This is a genomic window from Flavobacteriaceae bacterium (assembly GCA_014075215.1).
In the GTDB taxonomy this organism is placed as follows: Bacteria; Bacteroidota; Bacteroidia; order Flavobacteriales; family Flavobacteriaceae; genus Polaribacter.
This window is the reverse complement of sequence record CP046177.1, coordinates 4,215,007-4,232,513: the sequence shown is the minus strand read 5'-3', so window position 1 is coordinate 4,232,513 and position 17,507 is coordinate 4,215,007. Positions and strand designations below refer to the sequence as shown.

The following is a 17,507-nucleotide window of genomic DNA, read 5'->3' as shown; positions in this document are numbered from 1 at the left end:
AAATTAAGAGACTACAAATAACACTAAGATTTAGTACAACTATCAAATTGATCCAGAGTTTTACCGCAAAACCCACAAGCTTCTCCATTCGAGTTGATCATTGGGTTTTGACTTGCACAGGTACCCGCAAACTTACCCTCTTTTTTAATCCAAATTTTAATGGCAATTCCCGCCACTCCCAAAGCTAATAATCCTACGGATAATAAGATGAGTTTCATAATTTAGTATTGTAGCGGTAAAGATACTTATAATTTGCTATATCTAATTACTAAACTCTCAATGTCTACCGCTAATCTTTATATTTGTTTTCATTGATTAACCACTTTTTAAAGCGATCAATCTCTATCAGGAACGTACAGCTTGAAACTTTTAAACCTGAAACTATATCAAATAACATTCACCTCCATATCCAGATTGATATCAAACCTTTCGAGAACATCAACTTGAATCTTTTTTGCCAGACCCAGAATTTCCTTACCGTTGGCATTTCCGTAATTTACCACTACCAATGCTTGTTTCTCATATACCCCTGCATCGCCGGAGCGATAACCTTTAAAGCCCGCTTTTTCAATTAACCACCCGGCAGGAACTTTAACCGTTGACTCTGAAACCATATAGCCGGGAATTGTAGGATATTGTTGCCGGAGCGTATCGAAATGTTCTTTTGAAATAACAGGGTTTTTAAAAAAACTACCACCATTTCCTATTTTATTCGGATCAGGGAGCTTAGATTGTCGTATGGCAATCACAGCATTGGAAACATCTCTGATAGTGGGATTAAAAATAGATTTATCCTCTAAAAAAGAGGTAATGGATCCGTAAGATGTATTTAAAACATGATGATTCTTAGTCAATTTAAAACTTACGGAAGTAATAATATACTTCCCCCTGGCACGATTCTTAAAAATCGAATCTCTGTAAGTAAAGACACAATCGCTATTTGAAAATTCAATTTTTTTACTATTTGTAATTTCTATACCGGTTACTTTAGTGATTACATCTTTTACCTCCACACCGTAAGCTCCAATATTCTGAATAGGGCAAGTGCCTACATTCCCCGGGATGAATGATAAGTTCTCCAGACTTCCATACCCATGATCAATACACCAAAGTACAAACGCATGCCAGTTTTCTCCGGCATTTACTGTCAGGTACACTTCATTAGCTGTTTCCTGATCTAAGAAAATTCCTTTCATGTCAATATGGACAACCAATGATTCAATGTCAGATGTAAGTAATATATTACTACCCCCGCTGATGAGAAAGAATTTTTTTTCGGTTTTCAACAGCTGTTTTAATTCGGAGTATGACCTTACGGAAATAAAGCGTTTTGCAAGCACATCAATACCAAATGTATTGTAATTTTTTAACGATATGTTTTTTTGAATAGTCAATTAGTTAGCATACTTTTCTAGAGCTATTTTAAGAATTTCAACACATCTGATCAAATCCTTTTTATTTAATACATAGGCAATCCGCACCTGATTTTTTCCCATGTTTGGAGTAGCGTAGAAACCACTGGCAGGGGCTACCATTAAGGTTTCATTTTTATGGCTGAATTTTTCTAAAACCCACTGTGCAAAATCATCAGCGTCATTCACCGGGAGCTCCGCTACGCAATAAAAAGCACCTTTTGGATTCGCTACCTTTACTCCTTCAATTTTTTGCAATTCGGCAATCAATGTATTTCTTCTTCCGGTATATTCTTTAATAACAGTATCGAAATAACTTTGTGGCGTATTAAGGGCAGCTTCGGAAGCCAATAAAGCATAGGTTGGCGGGCTCAAGCGGGCTTGTGCAAATTTTATGACCGTATGTATAATATCCCTGTTTTTGGATGCAATACAACCAATTCTTGCACCGCACATACTGTAACGCTTGGAGACAGAATCAATCATAATGGCATGCTTTTCTAACCCTTTTTCACTCATTATGGAATGATGTCTGTGCCTGTCATAAGTAAACTCCCGGTACACCTCGTCGGCAATTAAAAAAAGATCGTGTTTTAATACAATTTGTTTTAATTTTTCAATTTCTTCTTTACTGTATAAATATCCGGTTGGATTTCCGGGATTACATATCAAAATAGCTTTTGTTTTTTTAGAGATCAGCTTTTCAAAAGCTTCTATTTCGGGCAATGCAAAATTGTCTTCGATCCCGGAAGTAATAGGAACAACAGTTGCTCCGGAAGCTATTGAAAACCCGTTATAGTTTGCATAAAAAGGCTCCGGAACGATAATTTCATCTCCCGGATCGGTAATACTGCCTATCGTAAATAATAATGCTTCGGACCCTCCCGTAGTTGCAACGATATCGTCGGCAAGTACCTGTATGTTGTTTTGTTGATAATAAGAAGCCAACTTGGTCCTATATATTTCAGAACCTTCAGACTTGGCATAGGACAACACTTCAATGGTATTGTGCTTTACAGCGTCTAAAGCTACTTTTGGAGTTTTTATATCCGGTTGCCCAATATTAAGATGATAAACTTTTACCCCTCTTTTTTTTGCATTTTCGGCATAAGGAACTAATTTTCTTATGGGAGATTCCGGCATTAAAGCTCCTTTTGTAGAAATAGAAGGCATAGAAATATTTTAGGTATTCTGTATATCCTGCAAATTTGCAAAATATATTTTATAAGTTTAATCGGTACACCCAACTTTTAGCTATTTTTATGTTTGGCAATGTTCCCAGCTATGAGTAGTTACTCCACTTCTTCATTCAATTTGTACAAATCTTTATTTTTGTTTTATCACTTAAACCGCTATTACTTATACATCGTGTTAGCAAGCGTATTTATTCGTCATCATTTTCATCCGTTTCCTTTACTTCTATATTATCAAGAATAAACTTTTCGGGCAATTGTTTTTTAGAATTAACTCCAAGTTTTTTCAAGTTTTCAGCTTGTCCAATTAAATTTCCTCTACCTGTAGAGAGTTTTTTTATTGCCTCATCATATTTCTCAGTTGCCTTTTCCAAGTGTTTTTCAATTCCCTCCATATCAGATACAAAGCCAACAAACTTATCGAATAATTTTTCTCCTCTTTTTGATATTTCTCTTGCGTTGCTATTTTGAATCTCTTTACTCCACACATCTGCAATTACTCTGAGAGTTGCAATAAGGTTTGTTGGACTCATCAAAACTATTCTTTTAGAGTAGGCATAATTCCATAGTTGATTATCGTACTGTAATGCGGTTAAAAACGCTGGTTCAATCGGAATAAAAAGAAATACAAAATCAAGAGCCTTGTCCAATTGTTCGTATTCTTTTGAACTTAAATTATCGATATGATTTTTGATTGACTTAATATGATTGTTTAAATGAATTTTTTGTTCGTCAATATTTTCACAATTAGCAAATTGCTCATATGCTTTTAATGAAACTTTAGAATCGATTATAACATATCTATTATCTGGATATTTTATAGTAACATCAGGCTGTTTTAGTTTACCTTCTTCGTCTTTGAAAGATTCTTGTAAAAAGTATTGTCTATTTTTTATAAGACCAGAATATTCCAAAATACTCTCTAAAATCATTTCACCCCAATCACCTTGGGTTTTAGATTGCCCTTTGAGTGCATTCGTTAGGTTTGTTGCATCTTTACTTATTTGCTGATTCAGATTTACCAATTCTTTGATTTTGCCCTCCAACGAAAAACGTTCTTTAGATTCCTTGTCATAAGTTTCCTCAACTTTCTTTTTAAAATCCTTTAGGTTTTCCTTTAAAGGGGTCAATAATTGTTCTATGTTTTCTTTACTTTGTTTTGAGAACTTACTTGTTTTTTCATCAAATAGTTTATTAGCAATATTTTCAAATTCGGTCAACGATTTCTTTCTTGCTTCCTCAAACTCTTTTGATTGGTCGTTAATTTTTTTTTCTAAACTTGTTTTTATAGTCTTAACTTTTGATAGTTCTGTATTAAGCTCCAAAATCTTTCGGTTACTTTGTTCTATATTCTGCTGTTGACTCTTGTTGGTCTCTTTTTCCTCGTTGACTTTTTCCAGCAAATTTTTCGTTGTTGCATTTAATTCAGCAATATTTCGTTCTTGATTTTGGTTTTTTTCTCGTTCTGTGCTTAATTCGGTCGTAAGTTCCTTTAATGAATTCCTCAATTCATTTTCAAGAGCATTTTTTGTATCCAACTTATTTTTGGTTGAAGCAAAATTATCCTTCAGTGTATCAAATTTGTCTCTTGGAATGGTTGAATACTTAATAAATAAATACGTGATTACAGCTCCTAACAGAAGTGCCATTAAGCCTACAATTATCAATTCTTGATTCATAAAATCATATATATTTAATTTCCGTTATTCAGAATCAAGATTTTCATCCAAAACTGTTTTCATATTTTCCTCAAAATATTTCAAAGATTTTAGTTGATTTTCTTTTGTCAGTCCGCAATACCATTCAGTCCGTTTTATAAAATTTTGGGCTTTGCCAATGGCAACATTTAGTTCTGCACCGATATCTTCATATTCGGTTTCTCCAATATATTCTATCGCTACTGCAACAATTTCTTTTGCACACTCAAGTATCAATTCAACATTATTTGAACTATCTATAGTGTTTTCTGATTTCATTTAAATTTTAGTTCTTGTCTTTTTATGCTTGCTAACGGTCTGTGAATGAGTAGTAGCGTATTTCTACTTACTAATTCAGTTTAGTACTGACCTTTGTTTTATGTTTACACTTTCGTTTTATCACTTAAATCGCTATTACTTATAGCATCTATGAAAAAGCAGTAAGTCAAGTATCTTTAAGGTAAACAAAAAACTAAAGATATGATTACTCAAATTACTGCCACGCCTAAGTTATATATTGGAATTGACATACACAAACGAAGTTGGAAAGTTCATTGCTCAACAGATTTATTTTCAGGTAAGTCTTTTTCTCAACCACCAAACCCTGAAGTTTTACGAGATTATGTTTCCAAACATTTTCTCCACTATGAGGTTACTACTGCCTATGAAGCGGGTTGCTGTGGGTATTATTCCCATCGATGTTTTGTGAGTTATGGTTGGAAACCTTTGGTAGTCGACCCTGCTGATATCCATCGTAAAGGAAAAGAGAAGTACACCAAGAGTGATAGAATAGACGCTCAATTGATCAGCAGAGAACTCAAAGACGGTTAATCATCATCAAAGTAGCCCGAAAGCTACCTTTAGATTAGCAGATATAAATATTTACTTAAATTAATGATGGTGAGTTTTCTTTTTTTGCTTCTTTTTTTCTTTGTTAATAACTTGTATTTAGTTGATAACTTTAAATACAGAAGAACGGAGTGAACTTTCAGAGCTACTAGCTTTTCAGAGCTATACCGAGTATCAGTCTCCGTTCTTTACTTATGTTACTTAGAACCAAATAGAATTTTAGAATATGTCCTTATTAAAGGTGTTCTATAATCTAAAGCGGAATGTAATCTTTTTGTATTGTACCATTCTATATATCGTTTAATTACAAAATTCGCTTGTAAAAATGAACTGAATTTATATCTATAAACACCTTCATATTTTAATGTTTTAAAAAAAGATTCTGCTACAGCATTATCCCAACAGTTAGCTTTTCTACTCATAGATTGAGTGATTTTGTTATTTTTAGTAAATATCATTTTCATTACATTAGAAGCATACTGCACGCCTCTGTCCGAGTGAAAAATATGATTTTTAGAGATCGGTTTTCTTTTTCTTGCCAATAACCAAGTTTTATAAATAGTATTTTCTGTAGTGATATCATCACTCAAAGTCCAAGCAAGAATTTGCCTATCTGCTAAATCAAGTATGATAGTTAAATAATACCATTGTTTAGCTATTCTTATATAAGTAATATCAGATACCCGCTTTTCTCCTAATTGAGCACTATAGAATTTTCTATCTAAAATATTATCTTCAGTTTTATAAGAATGATTAGAATCTGTGGTAACTATATATTTTTTACGCAATACACTTTTAATACCCATTTTGTTCATTAAAAATGATATGTAAGAACGACTATAGTTGATATTTTCTCTCTCTAATGATTTTTGAATACGTTTACTATCATAAACCTGATTACTGTCATTAAAAATCTCTAAAATCTTATGTTTTAAATAGGTCAAACTACTTTTTTCTTTGTTTACATGTCTTGTCTTTAACCAATTGTAAAAAGCACTTTTACTTACTTGCATACAATTACACATCTTCCCAACAGGAAAAACCTCTTTATGAGATAAAATAAAATGATATCTTACCTGTCGCTCGCGGAGAAGATGCTTACCGCCTTTTTTAAAATATCGCGTTCTAACTTTATATTACGAAGTTCCCTCTCCAGTAATTTAATATGTTTTTGATCTTCAGTTAATACTAATTTTTCTCTGAAATCTACTGAATGTTCATAGAACTTTCGCCATTTTCTTATCATACTACCATTCAAGCTATATTCCTTGCTTACAGAACTTACACTTTGCCCTGATTGCAATAACTCTTCAATCATTACTTTAAATTCATTACTATACTTTCTTGCCATAATTCAAATATAATTATTATGGGCTATATTTTTTTGTCCTGTTAAATGTAGACATTCCACATAAAGATGTCCTACAAAAGAGACTCAAGTTATCGGGACAACCTGGACAAAAATGGATTACAGCAAATAGCTCAACTAAGAGTCTCCTACAAAAGTGGTAAATGGTATCAAGTCAGAGATTTATGTATTAAAAAAGTAGCTTGAGTGAAATTTGTCATACACCCTTTGAAACAGGGCAAACGCATTAAACTTTCATAAGATTTAGCACTTTAATGAGGTAATGATTATCCCATCCAGCCTTTAATCTTCTACTTTTGACACCAACCTTAGATGCTTTTTCATTTTTAAGAAGATTAAGCGCAATTTTGTTTAGAATAGAAAAGTTTTGCGCAGCATTATCTTTTCTTTTTCTAGAAGCATCTTCTTCGAATGCAACATCTAAGGTCCAATGCAGTTTATTTTCAATACCCCAATGTGAACGTATGGCTTTTTGAAAATCTTTAGGCTTAGCCTTTGTGCTAGATATATAATAGCGTGTAGCTGTTTCTATTGGTTTATCAGAGTTTTTAAATTCACGCTTGCTTTCTATTTTAACCATAGCAGTAAGACTATCCCATTTATTATCCGGTGGAATACATTGAAAGTTTGTCATAACACTGCATTTTCGGGTTTCTATCCTTCCATGGTTTAGTTCTTCACTTATAGAGGTTGCTATATTTTCACCAAATCTAAATTCATCTTCAATATTTTGATATAATTGTGCTTGATTTTGTTTTACAGCTAAAATATAGTCCGCTTGTTTTTCAACAATGGCAGTAGCTATATCTGTCTGACATCCCATAGCATCAATAGTTACAATAGTATCTTTAATGATAACACTTTTAGTAATTCTGGAATTGCAGTAATTTCATTATTAGAGAATACACGATTAAAAGTGTCGTGAGAAGGTATGCCATTGGGTAGATCTAAAAAAGAGCGTAAAAAATCTTCTTTTGAATAGGCATAGTCTTCCTTTTCATTCCATGAATTTGCACCACAAATAACTGAAATTATCCCGATAAGAAGGATGCTCTCTAAATCGTAAAGTTGCTTGTGGGTGTGTCTAAAATCAGGAATTTGACCGAATATGGTCTTTAGTTTGTTTGTTGTTTTCAAAACTATTAAATTATTGATTATCAGTATAATATACAAACAATCAATAACATAAACAACTAATAACTAACTGAATATCAATGAATTAAGAACATTACATATCAATAGGGTTTTTAAAAAGTTTAATGCGTTTGCCCTGCAATTGGTACTGCTTTTCTTGACATGAGACAAAAATAAATAATTTAAGTTAATTAACTTTATAATTATTATACTAGTCGCCCCTAGGTACTATGGCGGCGGCTGACTTCTCATGACTAGCTTTACTCCATGCTTCCGAAAAAAAACCTCCGCATGTCCATGAGACCTCCCTTGGTAAGATAATATACTTTCTTTCCATGCCTCCAACTTATTTACAGCCCGATGTCCGTGTAATCTTTGGACTTTGATTTGTATTGCAATCTCATCCCACCGGTTATGCCTGATAAGGTTCGTCTACCTCGGAGCAGAAATTTGTTGTTGGCTTCCTTCAGATTCCACCTCACGACGGACACCCTTGCCTTAAACCAGTGGTTGGCGATTACAGACCCCCACAGTGGACTTTCACCACCTAGTGCATTACCATGCACGACACACAATAATAACCCTTTACCAAATAATTTATTTGGTAAAGGGTTATTAAATATCTTTCTTGGTAAGTACCCTATTTTGTTTTATGATTTAATGAACCTCCCCACAGCTTGCTGCAAGGTATCTGAATCATTCAAACAATTTTAACTGGCTTCCCGGAGTAAACGAAAAACTCATTTAGCTGCACAGTACAACGAATACTTTTCGGGTCTGTGGCACTGCAGTACGTTGTATTAAAAATTAACTATTATTTTTTCACATATAAAAATACTACTCTTTAGATTTTCCTACTAGAGTAGTGTTTTTTCTATTTTCCGTAGACATATAATATAGTCTTTAATGCATATTTATTGCTTTTTACTCCAGCTATCTCTTAACCCTACGGTTTTATTAAAAACCAAAGTGTCAGAAGTAGTATCATTATCTACGGTAAAATAACCTAAACGCTGGAATTGAAATTTTTCCCCAACAGTAGCTGATTGTATACCGGACTCTGCAAAAGCTTGTATGATTTTTAAAGAATTTGGATTTAAAAACTCCATAAAATCTTTATCTTTATAGCTGTCAGGTGCTTTATCGGAAAACAAACGATCATAGACTCTTACTTCTGCTTTTATAGCATGTTTTATAGAAACCCAATGCAAAGTGCCTTTTACTTTACGAGCACTTTCTTCAGTTCCGCTACCGGATTTACTCAAAGGATCATATGTACATTGAATTTCTGTAATGTTTCCTTCGGCATCTTTGGTACAGCTTTCTGCTTTAATGATATAAGCATTTTTTAGACGGACTTCTTTTCCTAACTTCAAACGAAAGAACTTTTTATTGGCTTCTTCCCTAAAATCTTCTTTCTCGATATAAATTTCTCTTGAAAAAGGAATTTCTCTGTATCCTGAATTGTTATCCTCCGGATTGTTTTCTGCAATTAACACTTCTTCTTTTCCTTCGGAATAATTGGTAATGACTACCTTTACCGGATTTAAAACAGCCATCACTCTGTTAGCAATTTTATTTAGATCTTCGCGAATTTTAAATTCCAACAGAGCAACGTCAATCAGGTTCTCTCTTTTAGAAACCCCAACAGTTTCTATAAAACTTCTGATAGAAGCGGATGTATAACCTCGCCTCCTTAATCCGGAAATGGTTGGCATTCTCGGATCATCCCATCCGGACACTACATTTTCATGTACCAAACGCATTAATTTACGTTTACTCATAATCGTATAACTCAGATTCAAACGGGAAAATTCGCGTTGTTTGGGAGCTAAAGGGTATTTATTTTTACTAAAATCATATACAAGATCGCGAAACCAATTATACAACTCTCGGTGAGGTTTAAACTCTAATGAACATAGCGAATGAGAAATTTGTTCTATATAATCGCTTTCTCCATGTGTCCAGTCGTACATTGGATAGATACACCAATCATCACCGGTTCTGTGGTGACTTTTAAAAAGAATTCGATACATGATAGGGTCACGCATCAACATATTTGGGCTGGCCATATCTGCTTTTGCACGTAACACATGTGTTCCTTCCCGAAACTCACCGGCTTTCATCTTTTGAAATAAGGCCAGATTTTCTGCTACGGATCGATTTCTAAACGGACTATTGATTCCCGGCTGAGTAGGAGTTCCCTTTTGATGAGCCATTACTTCCGAAGATTGGCTGTCTACATAGGCTTTCTCTTTTTTAATCATCAGGACAGTCCAGTCATACAATTGCTGAAAATAATCCGAAGAGTACAACTCATTGGCCCATTGGTACCCTAACCAAGAAATGTCTTTTTTAATAGCATCTACATATTCTTGCTCCTCTTTTGCAGGATTTGTATCATCAAAACGAAGGTTTACGGGAGCATTGTATTTTTCACCTAACCCAAAACTGATTCCAATAGCTTTGGTATGCCCGATATGCAAATACCCGTTTGGTTCCGGGGGAAATCTAAAACGCAGTTTCTTTCTCGGTAAACCTTTTGCTAGATCTTCTTCTATGATTTGCTCAATAAAATTGAGTGGTTTTTTCCCCTCAGGCATGTTTGATATAGTTTTAAAGTTAGAAAGTTTAAAGTTGGAAAGTATGTTTGACTAACTATAGGTACTCGGAAAATCGACTTTATTTTTTGAGTAAAGCAATAGTTCATATTATATAATATAAAACGCAAATTTATAGAAATAATATCATTTAAAAACGGAAAAGGTATTTCAAATCGGGAGCTCAAAAAGTAAAAAACAGCCATTGAAGCAAGGTCAAATTCCGGTACTTCCAAAACCGCCCATATCGCGTTCCGTGTCATTGAGAACGGCAACTTCATTCCAGATAACATGTTCGTGTTTTGCAATGACTAATTGCGCAATACGCTCTCCGTCCCGAATACTAAAATCTTCTTTGGAAAGGTTCACTAAAATAACGCCTATTTCACCTCTGTAGTCCGCATCTATAGTTCCGGGGCTGTTCAGTACCGTAATTCCTCTTTTTGCAGCAAGTCCGCTTCGTGGACGAACCTGGGCTTCAAAACCAATAGGTAGTGCGATAAACAAACCTGTTTTAACAATGGTTCTTTCTAAGGGTTTTAGTGTAATGGGTTCGTCAATATTGGCACGTAAATCCATTCCTGCAGACTGCCTCGTTTCATATGTAGGAATCGGATGTTTTGACGTATTGATTATTTGTACATTCATACTATATATTATGAGGTCTTTGCAAAATAGGGATATATTTTGTATTTGAATTGATTTGATTTCAAATTTCTTCCTTCTCGAAAATTTTCTTCGGTTGTTGAACTTTTTTATCAAATCAATGCTGCAAAGGCCTCATCATTTTTATTTTTCTCCGGATTTTAAAGAGGTGAACGAACTCCTCAAGATAACTTGAGACTTTCAAACTTTAAACTCTATAAGAATTGTTTTAAAAAGTCATTATTTATGACGTATAGTGTTTAAAATCTCTTTTTTCTCAAAAGTAAATACCATGAGGAGAAATAACAGAACGGCAGCTATTGAAACTACATAATTTTCTCTAAAATACAAAAATGAAACGGTACAAAAAATAATAGTAATAGCCATATAAAAGCCCATTTTTTTTAGCTGGTAATTTACAGGATAATGTTTTCTGCCAAAGCAATAAGAAAGCACCATCATGGTTCCGTATGTTATAAGTGTTGCCCAGGCAGAAGCCATAAATCCTATTTTAGGGATCATCATCATATTGAAACCAATAGTTATGACAGCTCCTAAAACAGAAAAAAACATTCCAAACACCGTTTTATTCGTCAGCTTATACCAAATGGACAGATTGTTATAAATCCCTAAAAATAAGTTTGCCAATAATATAATGGGGACTATTTGCAGTGCTGCAAAATATTCCGGTTTTCCAAGGAGAATATGTGCAAAAAAATCAATAAAAACAACAATAACCAGCATACAGAAAGCCCCAATAAGACTAAACCAGATAAGTATTTTACTATAAGTTTCTTTGGCATTTTTTTTAGCGGCGGTATTAAAAAAGAAAGGCTCTGCACCCAGGCGAAAAGCCATGATATACAGTGTCATAAAAACCCCCAATTTATAACAGGCGGCATAGGCTCCCATTGTTGCATCGCCCAGCATATTTCCCAATAAAAGCTTATCGAGGTTTTCATTGGTAACAAATGCCAAACTGCCCACCATAACAGGCAAGCCGTATGATAGCATTTTTTTTAAAAGCAGTATGTCAAAACCAAATTTAAATTTAAAAATAACAGGCAATAAACACAAAAAAGTAACAGCACTTGCAATGGTGCCCGAAACAAAAATATATAAAACTTTAGGATGCGAATGGTAATAGTCAATTAAGAACTCCGGAAAAGAAATATTGTTTTGTATACCATAGGGTATTGCCCATAAAAAGAACACGTTTAATATTGCAAAAACAGCAATGTTAATTACCTTAAATAAGGTAAATCTTTTTGGTTCATGGGTAACCCTTAAGTAAGCATAGGGGATTACCACCAAGGTATCCAAAGTAATGGTCCAAATTAATAATTTTAGAAAAACAGGATCTTTAAACCCAAAATATATAGCCAATGTTTCGCTAAAAAACAAACCTGTAGTCAAAAACATCAAACTTGTAACAAGAAGGGTTATAAAAGAAGTGGAGATCACTTTTCCTTTCTTTTTTTCTCCGGAAAAAAAACGAAAAAAAGCAGTTTCCATTCCGTATGTTAATAAGGCATTTAAATAAGCAGCATATACATAATAATCGGTATTGATCGCATATTTATCAACTCCCAGAGAAGAAGTATGCAGTTTTACCAAAAAAACATTGACTGCTCTTGGCAATACTGCAGCAATACCGTAGATAAGCGTATCTTTTAAAAACCGATTAATTATACCCAAAAATAAAGAGATAAAAGACAAAAGTACATGAATTTTTTCATTTGAAAATTTACAAAAAACAAATGAAAAAAATTTATGGACTAACCGAAGTGGTTACTGAAGTGAAACTAAATTTTGTGTTTTTTAATCAAAATTTAGTTTTTACAGAAGATATATAATAATTAGGGATAGCCTTTGGGCAATGGATGATAGTTTTATTACTTTTGAGACAATCAATCGGATAAAGCAATGGATAAAAGCAAAAAGGTTGCGGTTTTAGGAGGTGGAAGCTGGGGAACAGCAATTGTAAAAATGTTATCGGAAAATTTGGAAACAACAGGTTGGTATATGAGAAGTGCATATGCAGTTGAGCACATTAAAAGAAACAAACACAACCCTAATTATTTGAGTTCTGTAGAATTACATCCACAGCAACTGGATTTATCCTATGATATTAATAAGACCGTTAACGATTATACAATCTTAATTTTTGCAATTCCATCTGCATTTTTAAAAGAAGAACTCGATAAATTAACCACTCCTTTAAAAGGAAAAATTATTTTTTCTGCAATTAAAGGAATTATGCCCGAAACAGGATATATCGTTGGAGAACATTTTTTTAAGCAATATGCAATTCCCTATGAAGATATTGGCGTCATTACAGGGCCATGTCATGCAGAAGAAGTTGCCATGGAAAGACTTTCTTATTTAACAATTGCCTGTAAAGACGAAGCAAAAGCAAAAGCAGTAAGTCATTGTTTAAAAGGGAGGTATATAAAAACTAAAATTTCAGACGATATTATAGGAACGGAATATGCGGCAATGTTAAAAAATATTTATGCAATTGCAGCAGGGATATCTCATGGGCTGGGTTACGGAGATAATTTTCAATCGGTTTTGATGAGTAATGCCATTAGAGAAATGAAGCGCTTTATCAGGAAGGTCCATAAAATGAAAAGAAACATCAATAATTCGGCATATTTGGGAGATCTGTTGGTAACGGGATATTCTACTTTCAGTAGGAACAGGATGTTTGGAAATATGATAGGCAAAGGATATACAGTGAAATCTGCAATGCTCGAAATGAGCATGGTAGCAGAAGGCTATTATGCTACAAAAAGCGCGTATAACATAAATGAGCAAAACGGAGTAAACACACCTATCATTAATGCAGTTTATCATGTACTCTATGGTGGGAAAGAAGCAAAAAAAGAATTTTCGAAACTCACAAATAAACTAAATTAGTCAGATATGAAAACGTTGTAAAATTGATTTAAAAAGAATAATTCCGGATCAAGCAAAAAAGTTGTGAGGAAGACTTGAATAAAAATTTTACCATTTCAGATTTTTTTTAAATGAATATCCATTAAATAACTGTTTATTAAGTTTTTAAACTCTATTGAATGATGCTTTTGCGATTGACTCAACTTAAATGTTTTCAATAATATCTTTAAAATCCCACAAGTTTTCGGATTGATCCATAATTCTAAACGAAGACAATAAAAATCCTTATATTCGTGAGAAATTCTAAATGCAATGACACAAAAATCTTTCAAAAAATTAATTGTATGCTTTTTTTTAGTATCCTCTTTTTCTAGTTTTTCACAAACAAGGTTACAAATAGAAGAAATAAAAAAAAATTATAACCTAAATAAGTTATCAAGTTTATCGGAAACATTCAAATCTAATTTCTTAAGAGAAAAAGAAAAAGCCATAGCAATGGCCATCCGAAAAGGTTGGCGCATCAAGTATACCAACAGTAACGGAACCCTTTATGAACTTATGAAAGTTTCGGAGGATGGCTTTCCAATGTATTATAAAACGGATAACTCTGATGCGGCATTATCTACAAGGACAAACTGGTTACACAACAACGGAGGCTTAGGTTTAAACCTGGAAGGGCAGGGAATGACTGCCTATATCTGGGACGGAGGATTGGCAAGAAGTACACATCAGGAATATGACGGAGCAGGAGGGGATAACAGGTATTCTATTGGAGATGGGACAAGTACATTGAGTTTTCATGGGGCGCATGTAACAGGAATCATTATAGCTTCCGGAGTAGATGCTGAAGCTAAGGGAATGACTCCTCAGGCAAAGGGAATTGGACATGATTGGAACAATGATGAAAGTGAGATAACAGATGCTGCAGCAAACGGAATGCTGCTTTCCAATCATTCCTATGGTTTTGCCTTGGAAGATGTTTCGGATTGGATAGCAGGTGCCTATATAAGCAATTCCAGAAACCTTGATGAGATCCTATACAATGCACCGTATTACTTAAATGTTACATCTGCAGGAAATAGTGGAAATGATAATACCTCTAATGCAGTTCCATTAGCAGGAAATGCGTCATTTGATAAACTAACAGGATGGTCTACATCTAAAAACAATCTGGTAGTGGCAAATGCTCAGGATGCCACTATTAATGGCGATGGAACATTAAATTTTGTATCTATAAACGGCGGTAGCTCTGAAGGACCAACGGATGATTTAAGAATAAAACCGGATATTACCGGAAATGGTACAAGTTTACATTCTACTTTTGAATCTGCTGACAATGCATATGCAAGAATATCGGGAACCTCCATGTCTTCTCCAAATGTATGTGGTTCTTTGTTGTTATTGCAACAACACTATAATAACACGCAAGGAGTGTTTATGAGAGCAGCCACTTTGAAAGGACTGGCACTCCATACGGCAGATGACGGAAGCTTCACAGTACCTGGACCAGATGCTACTTGGGGCTGGGGCTTATTAAATGCTAAAAAAGCCGCGGAAACCATTACAGATAGAGGACTGCTTTCAGAAATTAGAGAATTAGAACTTTCTCAGGGAGAAACCCATACCTTAACGGTCAAGGCAGACGGAGTCAATCCTTTGATAGCTTCTATCAGCTGGACAGATGTTCCCGGAACAGCTGTTAGCGGAGTTGCAAATGACGGAACACCGGTACTGGTAAATGATTTGGATATCAGAGTATCAAATACGACAGGGACCTTTATGCCTTGGAGGTTAACAAGTGTAAACACAAATGATAAAGGAGACAATATAGTTGATCCTTATGAAAGAGTAGATGTAGGAGTTGGTTCCGGAGATTATACGATTACAGTAACTCATAAAGGTACATTGACAAACGGAAGTCAAAGGTTTTCGCTGATTGTTACAGGGATTTCTTCAGATTTTACAATAGCTACAACAACTTCTGCTGTTGATACATGTACCTCCGGCAATGCACTTTTTAATTTTAATTACAGGCAGTCAATACCCACCACTACCAATTTTACAGCAGAAAATTTACCTACGGGCATGACAGCTAACTTTTCAACGACAAGCTTAAGTGCAGATGGTAATTTTACGGTAACTTTTGAAAATTTGGATGGATTAGACCCGGGAACATATAGTGTGGATATTGTAGGAAATAATGGAAACATATCAAAAAGAGAAACGGTACAAGTAAGAATTTTTAAAGATGATTTTACAAACCACCCTGTTGTATTAAGCACTCCGGCGGATGGGGAACGAGAGGTTTCTATGAGTCAGACGCCCTTAACATGGCAAAACAATATCAATGCACAATCATATCTGGTACAGGTATCGGATACCCCGTCATTTTCTACTATCATAGCTTCCGGAAATGAAACGGATACAGACTTTATTGCAACGGGGCTTTCTGAAGACACCGTCTATTACTGGAGAGTAAAACCTGAGAACACTTGCGGGACTAATTCTTCTTTTTCAGAAATAAGGAGTTTTCAAACAGGAATAGCAAACTGTTCTTACACGTATACAGCAACCGATTTTTCATCCGGGTTTGTGGGCGGCCTGGAAGCAAATGAAATAGCCTCAGTTCCTATTGCAGTAACAGACAATATAGTAATTGATAAACTAACAGCTTCTGTTACCATTAATCATACAAATGTGTCTAACTTAAGGGTATTCATACAAGAACCAAATGCGTTAGGGTCTAATAATATTTATTTTTTAAATAACCCATGTGACGGTACGGATAATATAGACGCTACTTTTGACGATGACGGATCAGTACTTTCATGCAGTCCCTTGGCACCGGCAATAACGGGTACCATTGCACCGGCAGAAAAGCTAAGTGCCGAAAGAGGAAAAAATGCTATGGGAACCTGGTTTATAGCCATGAGAGACCTTGTTGCCGATGATGGAGGAAATATTGCTGCAGCAAGTATTACTATTTGTACAAAAGAACCTAACAGCAGCCCTCCTGCATTTACCTCCAATGTTTTGACTGCAGTTGCAAATGCAAGTGAAACGATAATGGCTACTCATATGGAAGCTACTACTGCGTCAGAAACTGCTGCTCAACAAGTATATACTTTAGTGGTAGCACCGGCTTTGGGAAGTATAACCAAAAACGGAATACCGATAATTGTTAGCGATACATTTACACAGGAAGATATTAATCTGGGAAGAATGGCTTTTACAAACTCACAAACAAGCGTATTTAATGATGAGTTTAAAGTAGATATTTTAAATGGAACCAATGGATGGTTGCCAAACCAAACGGTGAGTATTTCAGCAACTGCCAGTCTTGATAGTTTTGACTTAGGAAGTATTTCGGTTTTTCCAAATCCATCAACAGGAGAAATTAATGTAAGTGTTGACACATCTTTAAATGATGCGATGGTTCTCCAATTATATGATTTACAAGGAAGACTTATTTATGCCAGTAAGGATAATACAATTACAACCGGATTCTTTTCTAAGAAAATAGATGTAAATGCTATTTCCAACGGCATCTATTTGTTAAAAATAAAACAAGGAAATAAAGCAGGAATTAAGAAGGTGATTATTTCTAAGTAAAGGATTTAGTACAGTTTGAAAGTTGAAAAGCCCCAAGAAGTTAAAAGTTCACTTAAATAATAAGTTTTAACACTTTCTGACTTTTCAACTTTCAA

The 17,507-nt window shown here is 34.5% G+C and carries 11 protein-coding genes and 2 pseudogenes; 3 read left to right on the top strand and 10 right to left on the bottom strand.

Going from position 1 to position 17,507, the window contains the following annotated elements; genetic code table 11:
* Nucleotides 1-23: 23 nt before the first annotated feature.
* The 5 genes from GKR88_20985 to GKR88_20965 form a co-directional block, all read right to left on the bottom strand.
* Nucleotides 24-218, bottom strand: coding sequence for a membrane or secreted protein (locus GKR88_20985; protein ID QMU66516.1), 195 nt, complete (start codon nucleotides 216-218; stop codon nucleotides 24-26).
* Nucleotides 219-386: 168 nt separating this feature from the next.
* Nucleotides 387-1,394 carry a UDP-N-acetylmuramate dehydrogenase gene (murB, locus tag GKR88_20980; GenBank protein ID QMU66515.1) on the bottom strand — a complete coding sequence of 336 codons (1,008 nt, stop codon included), beginning with the start codon at nucleotides 1,392-1,394 and terminating at the stop codon, nucleotides 387-389.
* A complete protein-coding gene (locus GKR88_20975) occupies nucleotides 1,395-2,585 on the bottom strand; it encodes an aminotransferase class I/II-fold pyridoxal phosphate-dependent enzyme (GenBank protein ID QMU66514.1) in 1,191 nt (396 codons plus the stop codon).
* 211 nt (nucleotides 2,586-2,796) lie between these two features.
* The gene (gene rmuC / locus GKR88_20970; protein QMU66513.1) at nucleotides 2,797-4,284 is read right to left on the bottom strand and encodes a DNA recombination protein RmuC; all 1,488 of its coding nucleotides are present in this window, start codon (nucleotides 4,282-4,284) and stop codon (nucleotides 2,797-2,799) included.
* A 24-nt stretch (nucleotides 4,285-4,308) separates the two neighbouring features.
* On the bottom strand, nucleotides 4,309-4,581 hold the full coding sequence (locus GKR88_20965) for a hypothetical protein (GenBank protein QMU66512.1): 273 nt from the start codon (nucleotides 4,579-4,581) through the stop codon (nucleotides 4,309-4,311).
* A 201-nt stretch (nucleotides 4,582-4,782) separates the two neighbouring features.
* Here GKR88_20965 and GKR88_20960 point away from each other — a divergent pair.
* Nucleotides 4,783-5,130 (top strand): annotated as a pseudogene (locus tag GKR88_20960) (IS110 family transposase).
* Between the two features lie 218 nt (nucleotides 5,131-5,348).
* Here GKR88_20960 and GKR88_20955 read toward each other — a convergent pair.
* The 5 genes and pseudogenes from GKR88_20955 to GKR88_20935 all read right to left on the bottom strand — a co-directional run bounded on the left by GKR88_20955 (nucleotide 5,349) and on the right by GKR88_20935 (nucleotide 12,597).
* Nucleotides 5,349-6,502, bottom strand: a protein-coding gene (locus tag GKR88_20955; GenBank protein QMU66511.1) for an IS3 family transposase whose coding sequence is annotated in 2 segments (ribosomal slippage) — nucleotides 5,349-6,265 and nucleotides 6,265-6,502 — 1,155 coding nt in all. Because the reading frame shifts where the segments join, the coding sequence is not laid out codon by codon here.
* A 244-nt stretch (nucleotides 6,503-6,746) separates the two neighbouring features.
* Nucleotides 6,747-7,657: pseudogene (locus GKR88_20950) on the bottom strand (ISAs1 family transposase).
* A gap of 911 nt (nucleotides 7,658-8,568) precedes the next feature.
* Complete coding sequence (locus GKR88_20945; protein QMU66510.1) at nucleotides 8,569-10,257, bottom strand: glutamine--tRNA ligase/YqeY domain fusion protein; 1,689 nt, start codon at nucleotides 10,255-10,257, stop codon at nucleotides 8,569-8,571.
* A 213-nt stretch (nucleotides 10,258-10,470) separates the two neighbouring features.
* On the bottom strand, nucleotides 10,471-10,902 hold the full coding sequence (locus GKR88_20940; GenBank protein ID QMU66509.1) for a dUTP diphosphatase: 432 nt from the start codon (nucleotides 10,900-10,902) through the stop codon (nucleotides 10,471-10,473).
* Between the two features lie 237 nt (nucleotides 10,903-11,139).
* The gene (locus GKR88_20935) at nucleotides 11,140-12,597 is read right to left on the bottom strand and encodes an oligosaccharide flippase family protein (protein ID QMU66508.1); all 1,458 of its coding nucleotides are present in this window, start codon (nucleotides 12,595-12,597) and stop codon (nucleotides 11,140-11,142) included.
* 228 nt (nucleotides 12,598-12,825) lie between these two features.
* Between GKR88_20935 and GKR88_20930 the strand changes: the two genes are divergently transcribed.
* Both GKR88_20930 and GKR88_20925 read left to right on the top strand, forming a co-directional pair.
* Entirely contained in the window at nucleotides 12,826-13,821 is a 996-nt protein-coding gene (locus GKR88_20930; GenBank protein QMU66507.1) for an NAD(P)H-dependent glycerol-3-phosphate dehydrogenase, read from the top strand.
* Nucleotides 13,822-14,112: 291 nt separating this feature from the next.
* On the top strand, nucleotides 14,113-17,412 hold the full coding sequence (locus tag GKR88_20925) for a S8 family serine peptidase (protein ID QMU66506.1): 3,300 nt from the start codon (nucleotides 14,113-14,115) through the stop codon (nucleotides 17,410-17,412).
* Nucleotides 17,413-17,507 lie beyond the last annotated feature (95 nt).